This is a genomic window from Streptomyces sp. W1SF4, from assembly GCF_003950035.1.
GTDB lineage: Bacteria > Actinomycetota > Actinomycetes > Streptomycetales > Streptomycetaceae > Streptomyces > Streptomyces racemochromogenes.
This window is the reverse complement of sequence record NZ_CP034350.1, coordinates 4,848,267-4,868,735: the sequence shown is the minus strand read 5'-3', so window position 1 is coordinate 4,868,735 and position 20,469 is coordinate 4,848,267. Positions and strand designations below refer to the sequence as shown.

18 protein-coding genes and 1 pseudogene are annotated in these 20,469 nt (G+C 69.8%); 10 read left to right on the top strand and 9 right to left on the bottom strand.

What is annotated here, in order from left to right; all coding sequences use genetic code 11:
* Positions 1-193 precede the first annotated feature (193 nt).
* A complete protein-coding gene (locus tag D1J60_RS22915; RefSeq protein WP_125822371.1) occupies positions 194-1,798 on the top strand; it encodes a PucR family transcriptional regulator in 1,605 nt (534 codons plus the stop codon).
* Positions 1,799-1,836: 38 nt separating this feature from the next.
* On the opposite strand, the gene D1J60_RS22910 is transcribed toward D1J60_RS22915, so the two are convergent.
* Genes D1J60_RS22910 through D1J60_RS22895 form a run of 4 tightly spaced genes read right to left on the bottom strand, consistent with a single transcriptional unit; the run spans position 1,837 to position 7,011 of the window.
* Entirely contained in the window at positions 1,837-2,559 is a 723-nt protein-coding gene (locus tag D1J60_RS22910) for a sulfite exporter TauE/SafE family protein (RefSeq protein WP_125602192.1), read from the bottom strand.
* Positions 2,560-2,591: 32 nt separating this feature from the next.
* Entirely contained in the window at positions 2,592-3,350 is a 759-nt protein-coding gene (locus tag D1J60_RS22905) for a fumarylacetoacetate hydrolase family protein (RefSeq protein WP_125822370.1), read from the bottom strand.
* Positions 3,338-6,220: an FAD-binding and (Fe-S)-binding domain-containing protein gene (locus D1J60_RS22900; protein WP_125822369.1), complete on the bottom strand. Its 2,883-nt coding sequence runs from the start codon at positions 6,218-6,220 to the stop codon at positions 3,338-3,340. The genes D1J60_RS22905 and D1J60_RS22900 overlap by 13 nt, the downstream gene beginning before the upstream one ends.
* 53 nt (positions 6,221-6,273) lie before the next feature.
* Positions 6,274-7,011, bottom strand: coding sequence for a 2OG-Fe dioxygenase family protein (locus tag D1J60_RS22895; RefSeq protein WP_241253372.1), 738 nt, complete (start codon positions 7,009-7,011; stop codon positions 6,274-6,276).
* Between the two features lie 489 nt (positions 7,012-7,500).
* Between D1J60_RS22895 and D1J60_RS22890 the strand changes: the two genes are divergently transcribed.
* The gene (locus tag D1J60_RS22890) at positions 7,501-8,316 is read left to right on the top strand and encodes a helix-turn-helix transcriptional regulator (protein ID WP_125822367.1); all 816 of its coding nucleotides are present in this window, start codon (positions 7,501-7,503) and stop codon (positions 8,314-8,316) included.
* Positions 8,317-8,539: 223 nt separating this feature from the next.
* Here D1J60_RS22890 and D1J60_RS22885 read toward each other — a convergent pair whose 3' ends face one another.
* Positions 8,540-9,310, bottom strand: a complete 771-nt coding sequence (locus tag D1J60_RS22885) for an alpha-ketoglutarate-dependent dioxygenase AlkB (RefSeq protein ID WP_125822366.1) — start codon at positions 9,308-9,310, stop codon at positions 8,540-8,542.
* Positions 9,294-10,508, bottom strand: coding sequence for a hypothetical protein (locus D1J60_RS22880; RefSeq protein WP_206436558.1), 1,215 nt, complete (start codon positions 10,506-10,508; stop codon positions 9,294-9,296). The genes D1J60_RS22885 and D1J60_RS22880 overlap by 17 nt, the downstream gene beginning before the upstream one ends.
* Positions 10,509-10,603: 95 nt before the next feature.
* Here D1J60_RS22880 and D1J60_RS38170 point away from each other — a divergent pair.
* The 4 genes and pseudogenes from D1J60_RS38170 to D1J60_RS22855 form a co-directional block, all read left to right on the top strand.
* Positions 10,604-10,696: pseudogene (locus D1J60_RS38170) on the top strand (Uma2 family endonuclease); the annotation flags it as partial.
* 266 nt (positions 10,697-10,962) lie between these two features.
* Positions 10,963-12,075 carry a CPCC family cysteine-rich protein gene (locus D1J60_RS22865; RefSeq protein WP_241253371.1) on the top strand — a complete coding sequence of 371 codons (1,113 nt, stop codon included), beginning with the start codon at positions 10,963-10,965 and terminating at the stop codon, positions 12,073-12,075.
* A 4-nt stretch (positions 12,076-12,079) separates the two neighbouring features.
* Positions 12,080-12,712 carry a DUF6000 family protein gene (locus D1J60_RS22860; RefSeq protein WP_206436557.1) on the top strand — a complete coding sequence of 211 codons (633 nt, stop codon included), beginning with the start codon at positions 12,080-12,082 and terminating at the stop codon, positions 12,710-12,712.
* A gap of 201 nt (positions 12,713-12,913) precedes the next feature.
* A complete protein-coding gene (locus D1J60_RS22855) occupies positions 12,914-13,363 on the top strand; it encodes a phosphoribosyltransferase (protein ID WP_125822363.1) in 450 nt (149 codons plus the stop codon).
* On the opposite strand, the gene D1J60_RS22850 is transcribed toward D1J60_RS22855, so the two are convergent.
* Positions 13,338-13,724: a hypothetical protein gene (locus D1J60_RS22850; RefSeq protein WP_164720948.1), complete on the bottom strand. Its 387-nt coding sequence runs from the start codon at positions 13,722-13,724 to the stop codon at positions 13,338-13,340. The two genes, D1J60_RS22855 and D1J60_RS22850, sit on opposite strands and share 26 nt — an antisense overlap.
* Positions 13,725-13,844: 120 nt before the next feature.
* On the opposite strand from D1J60_RS22850, the gene D1J60_RS22845 reads away from it, so the two are divergent.
* From D1J60_RS22845 to D1J60_RS22835, 3 genes are all read left to right on the top strand, one after another.
* Positions 13,845-14,909, top strand: coding sequence for a serine/threonine-protein kinase (locus D1J60_RS22845; RefSeq protein ID WP_125822361.1), 1,065 nt, complete (start codon positions 13,845-13,847; stop codon positions 14,907-14,909).
* A 638-nt stretch (positions 14,910-15,547) separates the two neighbouring features.
* On the top strand, positions 15,548-16,351 hold the full coding sequence (locus D1J60_RS22840) for a hypothetical protein (RefSeq protein ID WP_125822360.1): 804 nt from the start codon (positions 15,548-15,550) through the stop codon (positions 16,349-16,351).
* Between the two features lie 21 nt (positions 16,352-16,372).
* A complete protein-coding gene (locus D1J60_RS22835; protein ID WP_125822359.1) occupies positions 16,373-17,551 on the top strand; it encodes an XRE family transcriptional regulator in 1,179 nt (392 codons plus the stop codon).
* A gap of 32 nt (positions 17,552-17,583) precedes the next feature.
* On the opposite strand, the gene D1J60_RS22830 is transcribed toward D1J60_RS22835, so the two are convergent.
* A complete protein-coding gene (locus D1J60_RS22830; protein WP_125822358.1) occupies positions 17,584-18,111 on the bottom strand; it encodes an NUDIX domain-containing protein in 528 nt (175 codons plus the stop codon).
* 1 nt (position 18,112) lies between these two features.
* A complete protein-coding gene (locus D1J60_RS22825) occupies positions 18,113-19,465 on the bottom strand; it encodes a tetratricopeptide repeat protein (RefSeq protein WP_125822357.1) in 1,353 nt (450 codons plus the stop codon).
* A gap of 194 nt (positions 19,466-19,659) precedes the next feature.
* On the opposite strand from D1J60_RS22825, the gene D1J60_RS22820 reads away from it, so the two are divergent.
* Positions 19,660-20,409 carry a hypothetical protein gene (locus tag D1J60_RS22820; protein ID WP_125822356.1) on the top strand — a complete coding sequence of 250 codons (750 nt, stop codon included), beginning with the start codon at positions 19,660-19,662 and terminating at the stop codon, positions 20,407-20,409.
* The last annotated feature ends 60 nt before the right edge of the window (positions 20,410-20,469 follow it).

Here is a 20,469-nt window from a genome sequence, read left to right as displayed (position 1 = left end):
CGCGTGGCCCGCGACGCCGCCGGCCACGCGGAGCAGTACACACAGCGGCCCGGGGGGCGGGGCAGTCACCGATCGCTCAGAACCGCCCGCTCCGCCGCCTGTGGAGGACGGTGCTTTCACACCGCGGCACGCCTGTGAACTGGGGTGATCCGCGTAGGGCAGGGGCCGCGGCGTCCGTGAGAGGGTGACGGCCATGCGGCTGCGTGAACTCCTGGACACCGACGAGCTGGGGCTGCTGCTGCTCGTGGGCGCGGACGCCGGCGACGAGGTGCTCGACCGTGCCGTCCGGGCCGTCCCGGTCATCGACCTGGCCGACCCCGGGCGGTTCCTCTCCGGCGGGGAGCTCGTCCTGACCGGGCTGGCCTGGTGGCGGGGGGACGGGGACGCCGAGCCGTTCGTCCGCGTCCTCGCGCGGGCGGGCGTCACGGCCCTGGCCGCGGGGGAGGTCGAGCACCGGCTCGTCCCGCACGACCTCGTACGGGCCTGCCGGCGGCATGGGCTGCCGCTCCTCGCGGTGCCGCCGGAGACCTCGTTCGCCGCGGTCACAGGACACGTGCTGCACCGCCTGCACCGCCGGGAGGCCGCCAGTCTCGCCGCCGTGGTCGAACGCCACCGGAGGCTCCTCGCCGACCGGGCCGCCCCGGCTTCCGTGCTGGAACTCCTGCGGCACAGCCTCGGCCTCCACGTGCGCGTCCTGTCCGCGACCGGGCGCCAGATCGCCGGGGCGCACCCGCCGCCGCACCCGAAGACGGCGGCGGCGCTGGCCGCGCGCTACCTCGCGGCGCGCCGGGCGGGCGAGCGGGCCCCGCACCGGGTCGTGGTCGGGGAGCGCCCGTACTCCCTGCTGCCGGTGGCCGGCCCGGCCGGGCCGGCCTCGGAGCTGGGCGACTGGCTGATGGTGGTGGAGGCCGACGTCTCCCGGTGGCCCGCGGCGGACACGGAGCTCCTGGACCGGGTCGAAGAGCTGCTCGGCGACGCGCGGTGCGCGCACGAGGCGGCGAAGGCGGCCCTGCGCGACCTGGCCGGCCGCTCCCTGGAGCTGGTGCGCGGCGACGTCCCGGCCGAGGAGATCCCCGTACGGCTGCGCAGTACGGCGCAGTCCGTCGTCAGCGGGGTGGGCCACTGGCCGCGCTGCCAGTACGTGGTGGCGGACGGGGTCCCGGCGGGGGCCCTGCGCGTCCTGCTGGAGGAGGCCCTGGTCGAGCCGGACGGCCCGGTTCCGGTGTCACCGTCCGACATCGCCGCCACCGTCGAGGGCGACCGGGCGGTGCTCATGGTCCTGATGCCCGAGCCGGCGCCGGGCGTCGACCACGCCGCCCTCCAGCGCCGGCTCGCGGCGGCCCTCGCCCGCTGGCTCGGCCCGGCCGAGACGGTGTCCGTCGGGCTCAGCTCTCCCGTGGGCGGCCCCGGCGACGCCCGCCGTGCGCTGGACGAGGCCCACGACGCGCTGCGGGTCGCGCGGGAGGCCCCGGGCCGGGTGAGCGTGCGCGGCCCCGGCGACCTGACCGCGCACGTCCTCTCGCTGCTGCCCCTGATCCCGGCCGACGCCCGCCGGGCCTTCGCCGCCCGCCACCTCGGGCCGCTGCGGGACCACGACCTCCGGCACCGGACGGACCTGCTGGGCACCCTGGAGGCGTTCCTGGCCTGTGACGCGTCCTGGACCAGGACGGCGGCCAGGCTGCACCTGCACGTGAACTCGCTGCGCCACCGCATCACCCGCATCGAGCGGCTGACGGGCACCGACCTGAACCGGCTGGAAACCCGGCTGGACTTCTTCGCCGCCCTGCGGGCGCAGTGAACCGGATCCGGCGGCAGGGCCCGTCGGGCGGCGGCCCGTCAGGCGGCGGCCACGCGCAGGACCACCGACAGGGAGCTGACGACCAGCAGGCCGAGGACGACCCGGCGGAAGCGCTCGGCGTTCAGGCGGTGGAAGACCTTCTCGCCGGCGAATATCCCGATGAACAGGGCCGGTACCCCGACGAGGAGCATCTGCCCGACGGTCGCGGTGAGCTGGCCGCTGATGCCGAAGCCGACGAGCGCGGCCAGGCTGGTGCCGGAGAACACCACGCCCAGGGTGGCCCGCTGGACGCGGGGTTCCAGGCGCATGCTCTGGAAGGCGGCGACCATCGGCGGGCCGTCTATGCCGGTGGCGGCGAAGGAGGCTCCGGAGAACAGGCCCACGGCCATCACCATCTTCAGTCCGCCGCCCAGGGTGATCTTCCGCCACACGATGAACGTGCCCAGCAGGACCACCGCGGTGATGACGAACAGCAGCACCCGGGAGGAGAGCGTGGCCAGCAGCCACACCCCGAACGGCACGCCGGCCAGCCCGGACAGCAGGGTGGCCGTCATCAGGCGGCGGTCGACGTGACGCCAGTCGCGTACGGCTATCCACAGGCTGAGCGGGGCGGCCATGATCCCGGCCACCACCACCGCGCTCGCCGGGTCGATGAGCAGGGCCAGGGGCGGGACGGCCACCAGCGAGAAGCCGAAGCCCGCCGTGGTGCGTACGACGGATGCGGCGGCCAGCACCAGGAAGGCGCCGAAGAGGATCAACATGGGGCAGGTGTCTCCAGGTCGGGCGGCGCGGTTCAGACGACGGGGTTGGTGAGCTCGCCGATCCCCTCGACGGAGACCGTCACCAGGTCGCCGCGCCGCAGCGGCCCGACACCCGCCGGGGTGCCGGTGAGTACCACGTCACCGGGGTGCAGGGTCATGGCGGAACTGATGTGGCTGATCAGCCGGTCGACGGGGTGCACCATACGGGAGCTGTTGCCGTCCTGGCGGACCTCTCCGTTGACCGTGGCCCGGACCGCGAGCGCGCGGGGGTCGAGTTCGGTCTCCACCCAGGGGCCGAGGGGGCAGAAGGTGTCCGAGCCCTTGGCCCGCCACCACTGCCGGTCCGGCCCCTGGAGGTCGCGGGCGGTGACGTCGTTGGCGCAGGTGTAGCCGAGGAGGTGGTCGGCCACCTCCTCCGGCTTCAGGTCGCGGCAGGTCTTGCCGATCACCGCGGCGAGCTCGGCCTCGTGGTGGAGCTCGTCGGTGTAGGAGGGCTTGACGACGGCCTCGCCGGGCCCGATGACGGCGCTGCCCGGCATGAGGAAGACGAGCGGCTCCTCGGGCACCTCGTTGCCGAGCTCCGCGGCGTGCTCGGCGTAGTTCCGGCCGATGGCGAGGACCTTCCCCGGCGTGACGGGGGCGAGCAGCCGCACCTCGGCGAGGGGGACGCGGGGCGCGTCCGCGGACACGTCCAGGGGGCCGAAGGGGCCGTGGACGAGGGGTACGACCTCGTCGTCGGCGAGGAGTCCGTAGCGGATCGTGCCCGCCTTCTCGAACCTTACGATGCGCATGGTCCACTTCCGTTCTGGGGGTTCTTGCCGGGGGTGTTGCCCGGCAGGGCGCGCAGCAGCAGCTCCGCGAGGTGTTCGGGACGGCGCGAGCCCTCCTGGGAGATCTGCGTACGGCAGGAGAAGCCGTCGGCGACCACGGCGGTGTCCGGCCCGGCGGCCCGCAGCTTCGGGTAGAGCTCGCGCTCGGCGGCGCCCTGGGAGACGTCCCAGTGCCCCGGTTCGTAGCCGAAGTTGCCCGCCATGCCGCAGCAGCCCGCGGAGACCACGTCGGCGGTGACGCCGAGCCGGCGCAGCACCTCGGTCTCCGGACCGTGGCCGTGGCCCGCCTCCTGGTGGCAGTGCGGCTGCATCACGGCGTCCTGGTCGAGCGTCCCGAACGGCCAGGGGCCCTCGTGCTCCGCGACCACTTCGGCGAGGGTGCGCACCTGCCGGGAGAGCCTGCGCACGACGGGCGAGTCGGGCAGCAGTTCGGCGGCCTCCTCGCGCAGGGTCTGCGTGCAGGAGGGTTCCAGCCCGATCACGGTCCGGCCCGCTTCGAGGTGCTCGCGCAGGGCGCCCACCGAGCGGCCGAGGACGGCGCGGGCGGCGCCGAGCTGGCCGGTGGAGTGCCAGGTCAGGCCGCAGCAGACGGGGCCGTCGGGCAGGACGACCTCGTATCCCATGGCTTCCAGGACCCGGGTGGCGGCCTGGGCTCCGCGGGGGTCGAGGAGGTTGCTGAAGGTGTCGGGCCACAGGACGACCGTGCCCGAGGCGCCCGGCTCGGCGGCGGCCGGGGCGGAGGCGGCCGCGGGGGCCGGCTTGCGGTAGTGGAACCACTGCCTGAAGGTCTGGGACGGCAGTGCCACCAGGGGCCGGCGGGTCTCCAGCCCGGCCAGGGCGCTCAGCCGGGCGGCGACGGGCGCGCGCCGCGTCAGCCGGTTGAGCGTACGGGGGGCCAGGGAGGCGACCCGGGCGAGCACCGGGAGCCAGCCGAGGGTGTAGTGGGCGCGGGGCCTGAGCCGTCCCTCGTAGTGCTTGCTGAGGAACTCCGACTTGTACGCGGCCATGTCGACGTTGACCGAGCAGTCGCTCTTGCAGGCCTTGCAGGAGAAGCAGAGGTCGAGGGCTTCCAGGACCTCGGTGGAGCGGTAGCCGTCGGTGATCGTCTCGCCGCGCAGCATCTCGCTCAGCACCCGGGCGCGGCCGCGGGTGGAGTGCACCTCGTCGCGGGTGACCTGGTAGGACGGGCACATGTGGCCGGTGTCGTTGCGGCAGCTGCCGACGCCCGTGCAGCGGTGCACGGCGTTGGTGAGCGAGCCCTGGTCGGCGCCGAAGCGCTGGACCAGGGGCAGTTCGTTGCGGTCGCGGCCCGGTCCGGGGCGGATGTCGGCGTCGAAGGGTGCCGGGTCCACGATGATGCCGGGGTTGAGCAGGTTGCGGGGGTCCCAGATCTCCTTGAACGCGGCGAAGGCGCCCATGAGTTCGGGCGAGTACGTACGGGCCAGCAGCTCGGAGCGGGCACGGCCGTCGCCGTGCTCGCCGGAGGCGCAGCCGCCGTGCGCGACGACGAGGTCGCCGGCGGCCGTGATGAACTCGCGGTAGGCGGCGATGCCCTGTTCGGTGCCGAGTTCCCAGTCGACGCGTACGTGCAGGCAGCCCTCGCCGAAGTGCCCGGTGATGGTGCCGGTCCGTTCGTGTTCCGCCATGAGGGCGTGCAGGTCCTTCAGGTATCCGGAGAGCCGTTCCGGCGGGACGGCGGAGTCCTCCCAGCCGGGCCAGGCCTGGCGGCCGTCGGCCATGCGGGTGGCGATGCCGGCGCCGTTGCGGCGGATGGACCAGATGGCGGCGGTCTGCTCGGCGTCGGCGGTGACGAAGCTGGTGGCCCCGGTCCCGCGGGCGAGGCGTTCGGCGTTGGCGATCGCGTCGGCCTCGCCGGTGCCCTCGATCTCGCAGTACAGCCAGGCCTCGCCGCGCGGGAGCAGGTCGATGCCGGGGGCGCGGCCGCCGCGCGAGCGCAGCGCCTCGACGAGGGGTGCGTCCAGCCCCTCCACGGTCAGCGCGCCGGCCTTGGCCAGGGAGGCGCCGCAGTCGGCGGCCGCGTAGACGTCGGGGAAGCCGAGGACGAGGAGCACCCGGGCGGCCGGCAGCGGGGTGAGGGCGATCTTCGCGCCGAGCAGGACTCCGCAGGTGCCCTCGGTGCCCACGAGCGAGCGGGCGACGTGGAAGCCCTTCTCGGGCAGCAGGGCGCCCAGCCCGTACCCGGACACCTGGCGGCCGAAGCGGCCGAGTTCGGTGCGCAGCGGTGCGAGGTGGTGGTCGCGCAGCCGCTTGAGACGGCGGTCGATGTCGGCGTCGCCGCTGGAGCCGCGGCCGGCGTGGATCCGGCGGCCGTCGGCGAGGAGCAGGTCGACCTCCTGGGTGATGTCGGCGGTGGTGCCCCAGGCCACCGAGTGGGCGCCGCAGGCGTGGTTGCCGATCATTCCGCCGATGGTGCAGCGGGAGTACGTGGAGGGGTCGGGTCCGACGGTGAGGCCGTGGGCGGCGGCCCGGTCCCGGAGGGTGCCGAGGACGACGCCGGGCTGGACGGTGGCGGTGCGGGCCTCCGGGTCGAGTTCGTCGATGCGGTTCATGTACCGGGAGAAGTCGAGGATCAGCCCGGTGCCGATGGAGTTTCCGGCGATGGAGGTGCCGCCGCCCCGGCAGGTGATGCCGACGCCTTGTTCGGTGGCGATGCCCACGGCGACGGCCACCTGCTCCTCGTCCCGGGGCTCCAGCACCGCGGTCGGCATGACGCGGTAGATCGAGGCGTCGGAGGTGTAGGCGGTTCGGGTCCGCACGTCGGTGCGGGCGGCGGGCAGCCGTGACTGGAGGTGCCTGGTGAAGTCGTTCATGGCGTCTTTCCCGGGTGGCGGGGCGGGGCGGCGGCGGTCGGGGGTGGGGTCGGTCAGCCGGCGGAGCCGTCGGCCGGGAGCGGGAAGTAGTCGATCAGCAGCATGTCGCGGACGCCTTGGCGCACCCCGGAGGCCGGCTCGATGGCGGAGACTCCGTGGAAGACCCTGCGGTCGTCGATCACGATCGACTCGAACCGCCGGAGCAGCGTGGTGCTGTGGAGGGGGCGGCGGTCGCGGTCGTACAGCTGCGATTCGCCCCCTACGACGTCGGTGCGGCGCATCAGGACCTGCGCCACGTAGTGGTGGCCGTCCTCGTGCACGCCCTCGGGGGCCGGGAGGCCCTTGGCGTCGCGGGTCGCGGTGATGCGGATCTGGTGGACGCCGACCCCGGTGGTGGCCGGGTCCAGGTCGCCGGGCACCCGCTCGGCGAAGAACCGGATGAGGGTGTGCAGTACTCCGCCGGCGGCCACCTCATCGGCCAGCGGGGGGAAGTGCCGGTCGACGCCGCCGTGCAGGGAGTTCACCTCGGCGGACTGGTGGAAGGCGCGCGGCGGGTCCTGCACGATTTCCCCGCCGGAGAAGTGGAAGAGGCCGTGACGGCGGCGGCGGTAGTCCGCGCCGTCCTTCATGTAGGCGTCGACGGGCATTTCCTCCCAGGACTCCAGGAAGAGCTTGATCTCGCTCGCCGTGTGGGCGTCCAGGGCCTGCCCCAACTCCTCGTCCGAGAAGTACCTGTAGGGAGGGTTGATATCAGCGGCCGGACCCTGAGAACGTATTGCCTCGGTCGTCACCACGAACTCCTTTTATCGGTTGCTTCGACATTGCCGCGATGAATGCGACAACACCGATGCTGGCCGCAGGGGAGTACCCGGACAAGTCCGGATACCGGTTCGGAAACCTGCACCGCAGGAACACGCGGAAGAATCGGAATCACACCCTCCGACCGAATTCACATCCCACCCGAAGATGTGACCAAAGGCTCCAGTCGGCCCCGAGGTTGGCCGGATTTGGGGCAACTAGCCTGGGCGGGAGCGCCAGTTGCCAGCATGGGGGAACTCCCGATGACGCCTACGTTCGGTACACCTCTCGAATCACTCCGGTCCCAGGACATTCAGCTCTACCGAGAGCTGCTCGCGCAGGATTCGGCATCCCACCCGCCTGCGGCTCCTGATTCCGCCGACGGGGAGCGGTCCCCCGCAGCCCGCGAGGATTCACTGGAAAGGCTCCTCTCCTCCGGCCTCGCGGTTCCGGACTCCCGGAGCAGCAGCGGCTTCGTTCCCGTGAATCCCGAGACGATCGGCAGCCACGTCGTGGCCGAGATCCTGGAGAACTCCGCCCGCTCGGCGCTCAACCTGCTGCGACTCCGGGACGAATTGGGTCCGGTGGTCGCCGAATACCGGAACAGCCGGCTGCGGAACACCTACGGGTACGTGACGCACACCGACCACCCGAACATCAACGCCGCCATCCGGCTGGCGGCCCGGGAATGCCGCTTCGAGGTGCTCACCTCACAGCCCGGCGGGGGCAGGTCCGAAGCCGTCCTCAGCGAGTCGCTGCCCGCCACGCTGGAGATGCTGGACCGCGGGGTGCGGATGAGGACGATCTACCAGCACAACGCGCGCTCCAGCGCGGCGACGCGCGCCTTCGTGCACACCGTCCAGCAGCGCGGCGCCCAGGTGGCCACGCTGGACGAGAACTTCGACCGGCTGATCGTCTTCGACAGGACGGTGGCGTTCATCCCCGAGGACGACGACGACCGGGTGGCCGCGGAGATCCGTGCTCCGGCCGTGGTCTCGTTCCTCACGGCCCTCTTCGAACGCTCGTGGACCCGGGCCGTCCCCTTCACCCCGCCCGGCCGCGACCGGGCCACGACCCGCATCACCGACGACCTGGAACGGGCCATCATGCGGCACATCGTCGCCGGTGACACCGACTCGGTGACCGCCGCGCGGCTCGGCATCAGCGTGCGCCGCTGCCAGGAGTACGTGGCGCGGATGTCCGCGCGCCTGGGCAGCCGCAGCCGGGCCCAACTGGGCTACCTGATAGCCAAGTCGGCACTGCTCGACGGCTCCCCCGAGGAGCCGGCCCCCGCTTAGGCGGGCCCGGTGACGCCCCACCCGATGTCGTCGGCCGACGGGGAGATCGGGGCCGCGGCGGGAGCGGGGACGACGGCGAAGCGGTACATGATGCCTCTCAGGGATGCCGAACCGGAGTGGACTGGACTGGACTGGTACTGCCATGTTCACGCGGCGCCCCTCGCCCCCTCAACATCTCGAGGGGGTGGTGAACCCGCACTGCGGGAACACGCAGGGGCACGCGTCAGACGGGCGGCAGCAGGTCGCTCCCGCTGACGGTGTACGCCAGCGGCGGGTAGGCGAAGCCCGTCTCGTCGTTCTCCCGCCTCCGCAGCCGGTAGAACTCGTGCGCCTGCTCCTCGTCGGCCTGCGTCAGGCGCGCGCCCTCCGGCAGGTACGCGTGCCCGTCGCGGAACCGCACGGAGGTCTTCGAGGTCCGGAAGGTCACGCCCAGCCACTGGTTGTCCGCCGCCGGGGCGGGCGCCTCCAGCACGATCCTGTGCTTGAACCGCCGGTTCGTGTCGAGGGAGAACGCGACGACGCCGTTGTGGACGAGGGGTATCCCGAACCCCTGCCCGCCGGACTCCTTCGACTCGAACAGCAGCTTCCGGGGCGGCCCCGCCTCGGGACGTTCGTAGCAGGAGAAGACGGCGATGAACGAGCCGTCGGCCAGGTCGAGGGCCTGGTCGGAATGGGCCCCCATGGTCCGGTAGGCGTTCGTGTACCTCTCGACGAGGGCGTTGTCGAAGCCGGCCGGGAGCGCCAGGAGCTCCCGGACCCGCCGCGCCAGCCGTTCGTGCACCGGCCGGAAGCGCTGCGCCGGGCTGCCGTACCGGGTGGTGGTGCGTACGAGGGGCACCGCGCCCGCACCGTCGACCCTGGTGAGCACGGCGCCCCGCCGCCCCTTCCCCAGCTCCTCCCACCGCACCGACGCGGACAGCTCCGCGAAGAGGTCCTCCCCGGCCGGCAGGGCACGCGTGAGGATCTCGTCCGGGACCCTAGGTCCGAGGGGCAACGTAGTCTCCCGCGTTCATGCTGAAGAGGAACCCGTCGCCGTAGTCGACGGCGGACGTGCTCCTGTTCTCCTCGGCGTACAGCCTGCGCAGCTCGTCCATGCCCTCGGGCGTGGGCGGTCCCAGCCGCACCAGCCCGCCGGGCTTCTTCAGGAACGTGGCCCCGTCCCGGTGGACCGCTTCGGTGCTCGAACAGCGCACCACGTACCCCAGCCGGGTCGGCAGCAGCCCGGCGTCCAGCGCCGAGGGCCGGATCTCGTGCGTGTACAGGCGGTTGGTGGACAGCGGCACGAAGAACACCGAGCCGGGATGGAGGGTCACGCTGAACTCCTCGGGCAGCGCGGCCGCACCGCCTTCTCCTGCCGGGTCCTTGAGGCGGAACCGGAGCCTGGTCAGCCCGCTGACCCCGTTCACGCCCCGGTCGAAGGGGTCCCCGTCCAGGGGCTCCAGCCGGTCGAGCCCGTCGTAGAAGGTGCAGAAGGCCATGACGCCGTCGGCCGGCATGTCCTTGGTCTTGTCGGCGTGGGCCGAGATCCGGGCCTTGGACTGCTTGCGCCCTTCCACGGCGGGGGTGTTGTGGTAGATCTGCGCGAGGACGTGGTTCAGCGGCCCGTGGCCCCGGAACACGGTCGCGGCCTCGCGGTTCAGGGCGTCCACGATCTCCGTGTCGGTCGGGCCGAAGCCCTCGGTCGGCCCGGAGAGGTTCGTGGAGCAGCGCAGCAGCCGGAAGTGCAGCTCCTCGCCCTCCCGCGTGACGGGCGTCAGGTAGATCCCGCTGCGGTGGGCCGTCCCGGGCTTGGTGGACTCCGTCAGCGACTGGAACTCGTGCTCCGCGCGGATCCGTCCGAAGTGGCGGTCCCCGGGCTCGAAGAACCGCGGGTAGTACACCCCGGCCCCGTGCACCCGGACGGGAACCCGCCCGAGCCCGACGGTGGTCCACCCCTCGCCGCCGCCCTCGCGGCGCCCGTGCGCCGGCTCCCCCACGACGAACACCCGCTCCGCCCGCTCCAGCCGCCGGGCACTGACGGCGGCCGGGTCCCCGCACAGGTAGACGCTCTTCCCGGCCAGGTCGAGCCCCCCGGCCCCGAGCTCCCCGGGCGTGACCACGGCCCCGAAGAACCCCCCGACCGGATCCTCGGCCGCGACCAGGACGTTCCCCGCGTCATCGATACGGGCCCCTGCCGCTCCCGCCGTGCTCATCAACGGTCCCCCCGTCCGCCGGCTCCAAGCCGATCACTGTACCTCCGCACCCCGCACACGCGACCGGGACCGCCGCGGGCCGCTAACGTGAAGCCGCGCCCGCCGGGATCTTCCGCGGCACCCTCAAGCGCCCGGTGCCCTTCGCGATCAGCCTGGACCTCGACGGGCTCACACCGCCGCGCACCTGAAAGAAGGGGCCGGACTCACGGGAGTCCGGCCCCTTCCCCACCGCGCGTTCGACCAGCGGCTACACGTTGAAGCGGAATGTCTGAAGCCAGATCCTGACCTGCGGTGGAGCCCCATTCAGGGCTCTGACCTGGCATTTCCTCGTTGGCATGCGTTGGCTGCCGACGGCCGTTTACGGGCGTCCTGCGGACTGGCTGCGGACTGGCCGAGTACGCCGAGGCAGAGAAATCCATGGCGCAGCAGCGGGACCTGCAACGAGACTGCGCAGGTGAGCGACTCCTACCCCTGTCCATGCTGCGGGCACCGCGTTCTGGACGCCATGCCCGGCTCGTACGAGATCTGCCCGGTCTGCTTCTGGGAGGACGACGGGGTCCAGTTCCGCTGGCCGACCATGGACGGCGGAGCGAACAAGGTCTCCCTGATCGAGGCCCAGCGGAACTACCAGGACTTCGGCGCCTGCGACCAGCACGGCCAGCAGTACGTCCGCCCTCCGGCCAAGGACGAGCCGCTCGACCCCACCTGGCGCCCCATCGACCTGACGCGCGATTCCTTCGAGGACTGGGGAGCCGAGGACCGCATCCCGTGGCCCGATGACCGCGGTTCTCTGCTGGTGGCTCCCCACCTTCTGGCACCGCGACCGCCCGGCATCATGACATCGCGCATCGAGAGACTCGTCCAGCAGCTCGACGGCGATGCCGGCGCGTCCTACGACGCCCGCGCGGAACTGATCTGGCTCGGTTCTGCCGCCATCCCCGCCATCATCGACGGCCTGCCCTCCCTCGGCGGCTTCGGGCAGCTAACCGCCATCGAGGTCTTCCAGGAGGTGAGCGACCCACGCTGTGGCCCCGCCCTCATCGGACTGCTGGACAGCGACAACCCGACCGTCCGCGAATGGGCAGCTGTGGCCCTGGCGAGCCTGGAGATCGACGGCGCAGCCGAGCCCCTGCGCCGCGCCTACCGCGCCTGCCTGGAACGGGCCACCCCGCCGGACTGGACCGAGCCTGACGGCATCCGCTGGGCGATGACGGCACTCGGCGCCCGCAGCCCCGTCGTCCCATCCCTGACCGCCCGCCTGCGCACCGATACCCCAGCGGACAGCCCCGGCTGGCCCTCTGCCCATTTCACGGCGATCATCAACGACCTGGCCGACCACGCCCAGCTGATTCTCTACTCCCAGTTCTGGCGGGTGGACGCCGGCCGCACGTACTGCGTCTCCGGCACCGGCCTCGACTGGCAGCTCGACTGGAGCGCGCCCTGGGAGCACCTGGTCGAAGAGGCCCGCACCTGGTCCCTCCTGGAAGCTACCGAAGCGCCTGTCGGCGAGGACATCTTCGTCGCCCCCACCTGGATCGACCGCACCGACCTGCACCCGGAGAGGTAAACCCATGCCGTTCCAGCACCCCAAGGAGACCGGCTACGGCCACGTGATCGAGCGGTACGTGACGAGGAAGGACTCGGACCACCCGCGCTACCTCGAACTGGGCAGCCGCCGTGTCCTGCGACCCGGGTGGCCTCACGCCGAACGGTTCACCCGCCACCTGATCGACGACGCCGCCGCAATCACCGACGCCGAGCTGGAAGCCCTCCTCGCCTACGAATGGCGCTCACGCCTCACCGCCGCCTGGCTGATCGGCGTAGACCAGCGCACCTCGTTCCGTGAGCGCATCGGCGACCTGCTCCTAGCCAGCGAGGTCTGCTACTCCGGCGGCGGCTACTGCTTCGCCCTGGCCCGCCTCGGCACGCACGCGGACGCCGAGATCCTCACCGCCTACCTCGACCGCTACCTGCCCCGCACCGACCTCCGCTACGACCAGCCAGAAGCCCTCGGCGCCCTCCTCCGCCTCGACGCCCACCTCGGCACGCAGCATGCCGACCGCTTCACGGAGCCCGACGGCCTCTGGGACCAGTGGGTCCAGGCTCTTGCACACCTCCAGGAGTCCCCCGACTACACCCCCGCCGAACAGCGCCGCTGGACCGACCTCCACTGCGACTTCGCCAGCGGCTGGGCCCGTCCGTAGCCGTGGCTCAGATACCCCTAGGCAGCCTCGGGTGGGGAACCCGTCGCACCTCAGAATGGGGATGGATGGGCACTCGACTTGCTACCCGCAGGGGCCGAAGGCAAGGTCGTGGGTAACGGAATCAGTATCGCTATTGGCACGCCGTCGTTGCCCATCAAGACTGCACATACCGAAAGTCAGTGAACCGATGGGGGTGTACCGATGAGCGACCTGTTGGACGCAGTGGACACGGCTCACGGCAACATCGAGCGCCTAGCTGATCCAGGCGCCCTTCGCGACGCCACCGAGCAAGTGATGGCTGTCGCGCGTCAACATGGCACTCAGGCGATCCTCGCCGCCAGCCCCGTTGCGGAGCGCTTGGTGGGGGCGCTCTTGTCGTCGTACAGCGAGTTGGTCAGCTTGTCCTCGCAGACAGCCTTAGCATCCCAGAACGTGCTGATCGTGGACGTCAACCTTGCCAGCGGCACTACTGTGGCGCAGGCCGCGCGCCACGCCCGCAGCCTCGGAGTACGACGTGTCCACGCAGTCGTCCTCCACCAACTGACCTCGGTCGCAGCACAGGCCGCAGACTGCGGCGTGGATGTGTTGGATGTACTCGGAGAACGACCGCCGGCCTGCCCCTCTTCTACAACGGATTCGGGTCTGTGGTAGACGCGGCGGGCAGAGCGGTCAGGGCCGCCGCAGCCGCCGCCGATCGCTTAGAGTCCAGCGCCTTACCGCGTGCAAGAGCATCCGCCTTGCTCAGGCCGAGCGCCTCGCCGACTTCCTTACCGTTCCGGTACGCAACCTGCTGGATCTTGTGATCGCGACAAACGTACCCGAGGGCCCCTTCGATCATGAGGCGATGCCGCGGTGCCGCCATGCGGTTGCCAGAGGGGCTGACATCCGCGATGCAGATCACCACGGCGTCGGGGTTCCAAGCCGAGAGCTTGCTACTGAGCTTGCGCCCCAAGTCTTCGACCTGGTCAATGACCTCCAACGCTGCGGTTCGGAGCTCACACACATCCTGCATCCGCGGCTCGTCTTGTGATCCCTCAAGGGCAACACAGACAACTACAGGGCCCCGCCCTGCCGTTGGAAACCCCACACTGATCCCGAGTGCCACCATGCCCAGCACTATAGGGTGTCGGGCATGTCGGGAACGGTCATCGCCCAGGTCGGCAACCGCCAGCTCGGGAACCGCATCAGCGATCGCTACCAGGTACTGGAGCGCCTCGGGCGTGGAGCCAGTGGCGAGGTCTACCGCGTCGAGGACGAGCATCTGCACACGGAAGTGGCGCTCAAGCTCTTCAAGCCGACTCCAGGACAAGCGGCAACGTGGGACGAGGCCCAAGTACTCAAGCATCTTCAGAGCCAATACCTGCTCGGTGTCTACAACGCCGACATCGCAGGCGGAACCGACATCCGCTACCTGACTATGCCTGTAATGCACGGCGACCTTGAATCGGCCGCCGCACCCTTCGGTGTGGCCGCCGCCAAGGCAGTGCACTGGGGTCAGCAACTCGGATATGGGCTCGAACGCATCCACGCCGCGGGGCTTCTGCACCGTGACGTCAAGCCTGGCAATGCCTTCGTCGACACCAGTGGCGACGTTCTGCTGGGCGATCTCGGCCTTGCCGCGCGGATGGACGCGGCTGGCAGGGCGGCGATGGCCGGAACGTTCGCCACCGTCGCTCCGGAAGTGTTGAACACTGGAATGTGTTCGGTGGCCTCAGATGTTTACTCCCTTGCTGCGACTGTGTTCTACCTCCTGTCCGGGCAGTACCCAAACGGCCCGCTGAGCCTGGGACAGGCCGCCCGCAGGGACCGAGTCCTCAACGACCAGTTCGACAAGTTGCGCGACGTCGCTCCGCACATCTCTCAAAGCCTGGGCAGCGTTGTCGAGCGGGGACTGTCCAAAGATCCAGCGGCTCGACCCGGCAGCGCCCACGACTTCGCCAACCAGCTAGCCCGGTGTTCGCACCATCGCCGGCCTTGGCGCCGTACCGCAACCCACGACGGTCACGACCAGTGCTTCGAAGGCGGTGCAGCAGGGGCGGCGAGAGAGGTCTCGGTCTGCGCGCTGCGGGACATACGCGGCCGTGGCAGCATCGAAGTACGGCACGCAACAGGCCGGCGAATGCGTCAGCGTGAGAAGAGCGGACTCCGGCCAGACCAAGTACCCGCCGCCCTGCGTTCACTGTTTCGCGGCCTGTAGCACGGCAGCGAGGACCGCCGAATTCCATGGCGTGCTGGTTCGCCCATCAGCAAGCGTGAGTGGGTGACCAGCCGCTTCCACGCCGAGCTACACGAGCCCACGATTCGGTAGCAGTTACGGCCTCAGTAGCCGAGCCTGCGGGTCGTAGCAAGCGAGCCCCATCGATGCCCCGAGATCGGCAGCGCAGGCCGAAGCCTCCTCGCACTACCCCGACTTCGACACCGAGCGCGACTACGTCTTGCACGCCATCGGGCTCGCACCTGCCTCCGAGGAGCAAGCTGCCGCCCGGCTGTTGGCCATCGCGGCATGCACGGCCCCGAACCACGTGCCGCGCGTTCCGGACGACGACCACCTGCCGTACGAGCTCCTCTTCGGTGAATGAGCTCGTCTTGCTGCAGCCGCGCATCGCACACCACCACGCCCTGCAGAGATGCCGAGCCCTCCATCGTGGCCGACGGCTGCCGACACACCGTGGAACCTAACTACCGTGCGAACTAAACGCGTTGATGGCTCCGAAACCGCCGCAGCAGGTAGCCCACCCACTCGATAGAACGTATGATCGATTGAGAGCGAAGCGCAACACTCCGCCGATGGTTCATTTTTGCGCATCAGATACTGAGAACGTGTAGAGTCGCCTCATGAGCGAGCAGCAGGATGCGCTGGAAGACCTTGAAGAGGCAGGCGTGTTGGCAGCGATCAGCTGGGCGGCCGAGTCGGCGTACGCGCGCACCATGCGCGACTACGACCCCGACGCCGGCCACGATCAGGGTTGGGTCGGGTACACCGCCCACGGGTTTCTGCGCGACCGCCAGGACCGAGTCTTCTCGTGCGGCAAGTACGCCGTCAGTTCCCCGGCGGACGCCCTTTCAGGTCTGGACACGGTGGCTGCCGGCCTCCTGCCCAGAGAATTCGACAGGATGCCTCGGATTCTCCCAGGCACCGTTACGCGGGCCAATCTCAATGGCTCACCGGGATGGCGTTTCGGAGACTGGAGGTGGCTTCAGTCGGCATTCCCCTTCGGGGAGAGCAACGTGATCCCGTGGCCTCAGAAGAGCCCGACCAAGCGGCGCGTCGCAGCGCAGGCCGTTACCAATCCCGATCAACCAATGCTCCCCGTGGACGCGGATGAAGCGCCCCTCTTCGAGGACATCATGGAGGCACTTCTGTCTCTCGATGAAGACGAGGACGCTCTGACCACGCTAGTCGTCGCACATTCAGTTCAGAAAGAGCTCGGCGCCAGAGAACTCTTCCTGGGCCGCTCTCGTTTGAACAAGGGGGGCGGCTCGGCATGGCACTGGAAGCATGATCTACTTACGCCGCCCTCCGGGGACTACGGCCGCACACGGAAGCCCATCACGCCCAAACCGTCGGGCGGGTTTGACTCTGTGCCCGACGCGGCCGTTCGACTCCGTCGTCACGTGCAGGAGGGCGACGGAAAGTAGTGATGGAATGAGCGGATGGTCATGGAACGTAGTCGTCTCGCCGAGGTTCGCGTCGGCGACGCCTCGCGACTTTTCGATGGGCGTCGTCTGACGCTAGCGCGTCAACTTGCAGGTCTCCGCAAGAATGCGCTAGCTGCTCAGATCGACAAGAGTCCCACCGCAGTGGCCGCCTACGAGAGCAACTCCAAGCGCCCAGCGCCAGCCACGGTGGCGCAGTTGTGCCTGACGCTCGGCGTTGACCCATCGTTCTTTCTCCCGGGGCCGCAGCGATCCGAAGCGGGTGGGGCGATTCCTCACTTCAGGTCGCTGCGGTCAACATCACAACTGGCCCGCGATCAAGCTCTTGCCTACGGGCTGGTCGCCAGCGATGTCGGCGCCGCCCTGGAAAGGCACGTGGAGTTCCCCAATCCTGATATCCCCCGGCTGAGCGTCGACGTCGACGATGAAGACACGGACCTACCGGAGCAAGCAGCACGACTGCTACGAAAGCACTGGGATGTTCCTCACGGTCCGATCGGCCACTTGGTCAGGATGGCAGAAAATCGTGGCATCCTCATCGTCTACAGTCCCATTCAGACAGCTGCAGTGGACGCATATTCGTTTGAGGCGGGCACGCGCCCGACTGTCGTCCTAAACCCAGCGAAGAACGACTATTTTCGGCAGCGATTTGATGTTGCACACGAGATCGGTCACCTCGTGATGCATGTCGACTCGGAACCTGGCGACCGAATTACCGAGAATCAAGCACATCGGTTTGCGGCAGAACTACTGATGCCCGCGGAAGAAATGCGTGAAGCGCTTCCATCGAAGGCTGATTGGCGAGCCCTTAGCGCGTTGAAGGAAGAATGGAACGTCAGTCTCCAAGCCCTCCTCTACCGATCACGGCAGTTGGGAGTAATGGGCGACGTTACGTACAGAAACGCCATGCTCTACCTGTCATCAAAGGGCTGGCGCCGCCGTGAGCCCGGCGTGATGCCGGTTACCGAGCAACCGTCACTTTTCCCCAGAGCGGTAGAGATCCTGGGACAAGTAGGCATAGGCGAAGATGTTTTGGCCAGGGAAGCCCGTGTGCCTGTGGGTCTGTTCCGAGTTGTCGCATCGAGGTTCCCGATCTGGGAAAATCCCCGAAACGTGGAGCTCGACCAAGAAGCTGATCTTCCTGCAGGTGTTGTGTCTCTCTTCGGGTCGAGCTTGAAGTGAAGCCACAGCCGTAGCTGACTGCTGACACAGTCTCACCAGCCGTTCAAGGAGACCCTTGCGCCACCTTCCAAGTACTGGCGGAGGGCGCTGGCTGTCGTGTCGACGAAGGCATCGGGGATGGCATTGGCATCGACCCAGCGGACCTGGGAGTGCTTGCGGGGTTCACGGTTTTCGGGTTCGCCGGTCCATTCGTGGGCGGCGAAGACGACCGTGAGGAAGCCGTTGGGGGCTTCGACGCCCCAGGCGCCGTGGATGATGTGGGCGACCTTGAGGGACTCGGGCTTCACCGTGAGGCCCGTCTCCTCGTAGAGCTCGCGGACCGCGGTTTCGGTGATGGGCTCGCCCGGCTCGCTCTTGCCGACGGGGAGATCCCACATGCCCTGGGCGAACTTGGCGTTCTCGCTGCGCTGGAGGAGCACGACGCGGTTGGTGGCCTTGTCATGGACGATGACGGCCGCGACCAGCAGGGTCATCGATTCGAGCGCCGGCTTGAGGGCTTGGGAGCGGTCGTCGGTCTGCTGAGCCACGGGGTTCCCTTCGTCGGGCGGATTGTTGGGCATGTTAGGCGAGGGCCTCGCGGGCGCGGCGGGCAAGCTCAGCGGCGCCGGGGACGCGGCGGCGCTGGTAGACCGCGAGGGTGGAGCGGATGGAGGAGATCGCCTTGCGGGTGCGATCGGATGTCATGCCCTCCATGAGGACGAGGGCCTGGGTCCAGGCAGCGACCGCTTCGTCGGCTCGGGCCTGGGCGGCGAGGCTGTCACCGAGGTCGGCGTGGGTGAGGGCGTGGACGCGCTTGTACTTCTCCGGGTCCCAGCGGGTGAGGGCGTCGCGGTGTTGTTGCTCGGTGCCGATGTGGTCGGCGAGGTCGGTGAGTGTGCGGGCGGTATGGCTGGCCACGGTGCCGGCGGCTGGGCCGCTGACGCGGGAGAAGCTGGGCTGTGGGCCGTCGTCCCGGAGGAGAGCGTCTTCGGCAGCGAGGAGGGCACGGGCGGCCGAGGGGTTCTCGCCGGTGGCGGCGTAGGCGCGGGCGTGGGTGATGTGGAGGAGGGCTTCGGTCTGGCCATCTACGCGGCCGAGGCCGCGGGTGAGGGCGCCTTCGACGAGGTCGACGCAGTGGTGGGGTTGCTTGAGGCTGAGGGCCTGGTGGGCGAGGGCACGCATCATCCAGGCGGCGTGGCCGTGGGGGTCCGCTTCGCAGGCAAGCTGATAGCCGACCTGGTAGTAACGCTGGGCGGCGCCTTCGTGGCCGAGGTCGTGGTGTTTCCAGCCTGCGAGGTAGGCGAGTTCGGCGACGGCACCGAAGGCGGCCTGGCGTAAGAGTTCCGAGGGGAAGCGTCCACGGAGCATGGGGGCTGCGGTGTCGGCGAGGTAGGCGGTGACGGTCGTCAGACCGTGGCCGCCTCCGAGGCGTTCGTCGGCAGCGCTGAAGGCTGCGGTGATCTGGCGTACGACGTCGATGTCGTCGCTGCCGACGAGGGAGCGGGCGGTGCGGGCGCGGAGCATGCGGGAGGTGGCTTCGTGGTCGTGCAAGAGCGGCATGGCTACGCCGGCTGTGGTGAAGGCGGCGATGGCGAGGAAGCGGCGGCGTTCGACGTCCGCGCGGCCGAGATCCGTGACCGTGGTGACGGGGTCGGTGTCTGGTGGCGACTCCGCGTCGCCACCCAGACCAAGCTCGGTCTGGGTGACGACGCGGCCCACTCTGCGGGAGAGGGCTTCGGCGAGGTACTGCCCTGTCCGGCCAGACGGCGCGCGGGCGCCGTTCGCCCAATGGGAGATCGCCGACTTGTTGGTCTGGAGCAGGTCGCCGTTCTCGGCTGCGATGCGGCGTACATCCTTGGCGAGTGCCTCGAACGTGCACCCTGCGGCGTTGATCGTGTCGCGCAGGCGGGAGTTTGGGTTGTTCGGCGCTGGCACGATCTCCTCCGCTCCGGAGCTGTAAACCGCGTATACCGCTTGGCCTCGGTCACACCGTACCCACTCTGCGTAGCGGGCGGTTCACTTATCGACAGCCGCCCCACTCTCGGGCCGGGCGGCCCCCAAGTTCCGTACGCCCTAACGGGCTCGGGCATTCCTATGCCCCGGCCCGGCCGATCAGAGACGGAGAAACGGTGACCACCATCGACACCGCGACCATCACGGTCGAGCTGCCCGACGCCTTCGACCCGCGCTGGAGCCGCCTGCCCGGCATCCAGGTGGACGGCCAGCGCATCACCATCGACCCGGCCGAGTACTTCTTCCGCTTCGAGTCCAACACCTGGCTCGTCGCCGACTGGGAGCTGGTCAAGGCCCAGCTCCTCGACGTGGACGAGACGACCGAGAGCACGGTCGAGCAGCTCGCGCTCGACTTCATCAAGAACCACGGCGAGTCCACGTCGGACGCCGCCCGCGTCCTGGCGACGGCGTACGGGGTCTACTCGTACCTCTTCCGCGAGGAGCACCTGGCCGGCCTCGGCCTGCCGCAGATCACCGCCGATCACCTGCGCATGCTGCGCGAGGCCGCCACGCTGATGGCGCTCAACAAAGTCGAGCTGGACGGCCACATCTCCAACGTCGGCCCGTGCTGGTTCTTCCCCGCCGCCACCTCCGTCGTCTTCGACCTGGATGACGAGACAGGCGGAATGCTGGACGAGGTCTACCACGGCGGCTGGTTCAACGAGCACCGCCGGATCGAGTCCATCAAGGCCCACTCAGCCCTCGGCGGCCGGCTCGTGCACGGCTGCCAGTCCGTGCCGGACCAGTCCGGCGGGGTCGTCGCCCCCTACGGTGCCTCGATGGCGAACTTCCGTGACGACCTGGCCGAGTTCAAGGCGGGCTGGATCGAGCAGGTCTACGCCCACCGCGTGACCGCGGCCGAGTAACCCCACCCCCGTACGGCTCCGGGGCGGGCTGACCCGCTCGCCCGCCCCGGAGCCCACCAG

Bases quoted from the DNA above. Each gene is read 5' to 3' on its own strand.
- D1J60_RS22905 (WP_125822370.1), bottom strand. From the start codon at position 3,350: ATGCGCATCGTAAGGTTCGAGAAGGCGGGCACGATCCGCTACGGACTC.
- D1J60_RS22830 (WP_125822358.1), bottom strand. From the start codon at position 18,111: ATGCCCAACAATCCGCCCGACGAAGGGAACCCCGTGGCTCAGCAGACC.
- D1J60_RS22855 (WP_125822363.1), top strand. From the start codon at position 12,914: ATGAGCGACCTGTTGGACGCAGTGGACACGGCTCACGGCAACATCGAG.
- D1J60_RS22915 (WP_125822371.1), top strand. From the start codon at position 194: ATGCGGCTGCGTGAACTCCTGGACACCGACGAGCTGGGGCTGCTGCTG.
- D1J60_RS22910 (WP_125602192.1), bottom strand. From the start codon at position 2,559: ATGTTGATCCTCTTCGGCGCCTTCCTGGTGCTGGCCGCCGCATCCGTC.
- D1J60_RS22840 (WP_125822360.1), top strand. From the start codon at position 15,548: ATGAGCGAGCAGCAGGATGCGCTGGAAGACCTTGAAGAGGCAGGCGTG.
- D1J60_RS22835 (WP_125822359.1), top strand. From the start codon at position 16,373: ATGGAACGTAGTCGTCTCGCCGAGGTTCGCGTCGGCGACGCCTCGCGA.
- D1J60_RS22880 (WP_206436558.1), bottom strand. From the start codon at position 10,508: ATGAGCACGGCGGGAGCGGCAGGGGCCCGTATCGATGACGCGGGGAAC.
- D1J60_RS22850 (WP_164720948.1), bottom strand. From the start codon at position 13,724: ATGCAGGATGTGTGTGAGCTCCGAACCGCAGCGTTGGAGGTCATTGAC.
- D1J60_RS22900 (WP_125822369.1), bottom strand. From the start codon at position 6,220: ATGAACGACTTCACCAGGCACCTCCAGTCACGGCTGCCCGCCGCCCGC.
- D1J60_RS22860 (WP_206436557.1), top strand. From the start codon at position 12,080: ATGCCGTTCCAGCACCCCAAGGAGACCGGCTACGGCCACGTGATCGAG.
- D1J60_RS22845 (WP_125822361.1), top strand. From the start codon at position 13,845: ATGTCGGGAACGGTCATCGCCCAGGTCGGCAACCGCCAGCTCGGGAAC.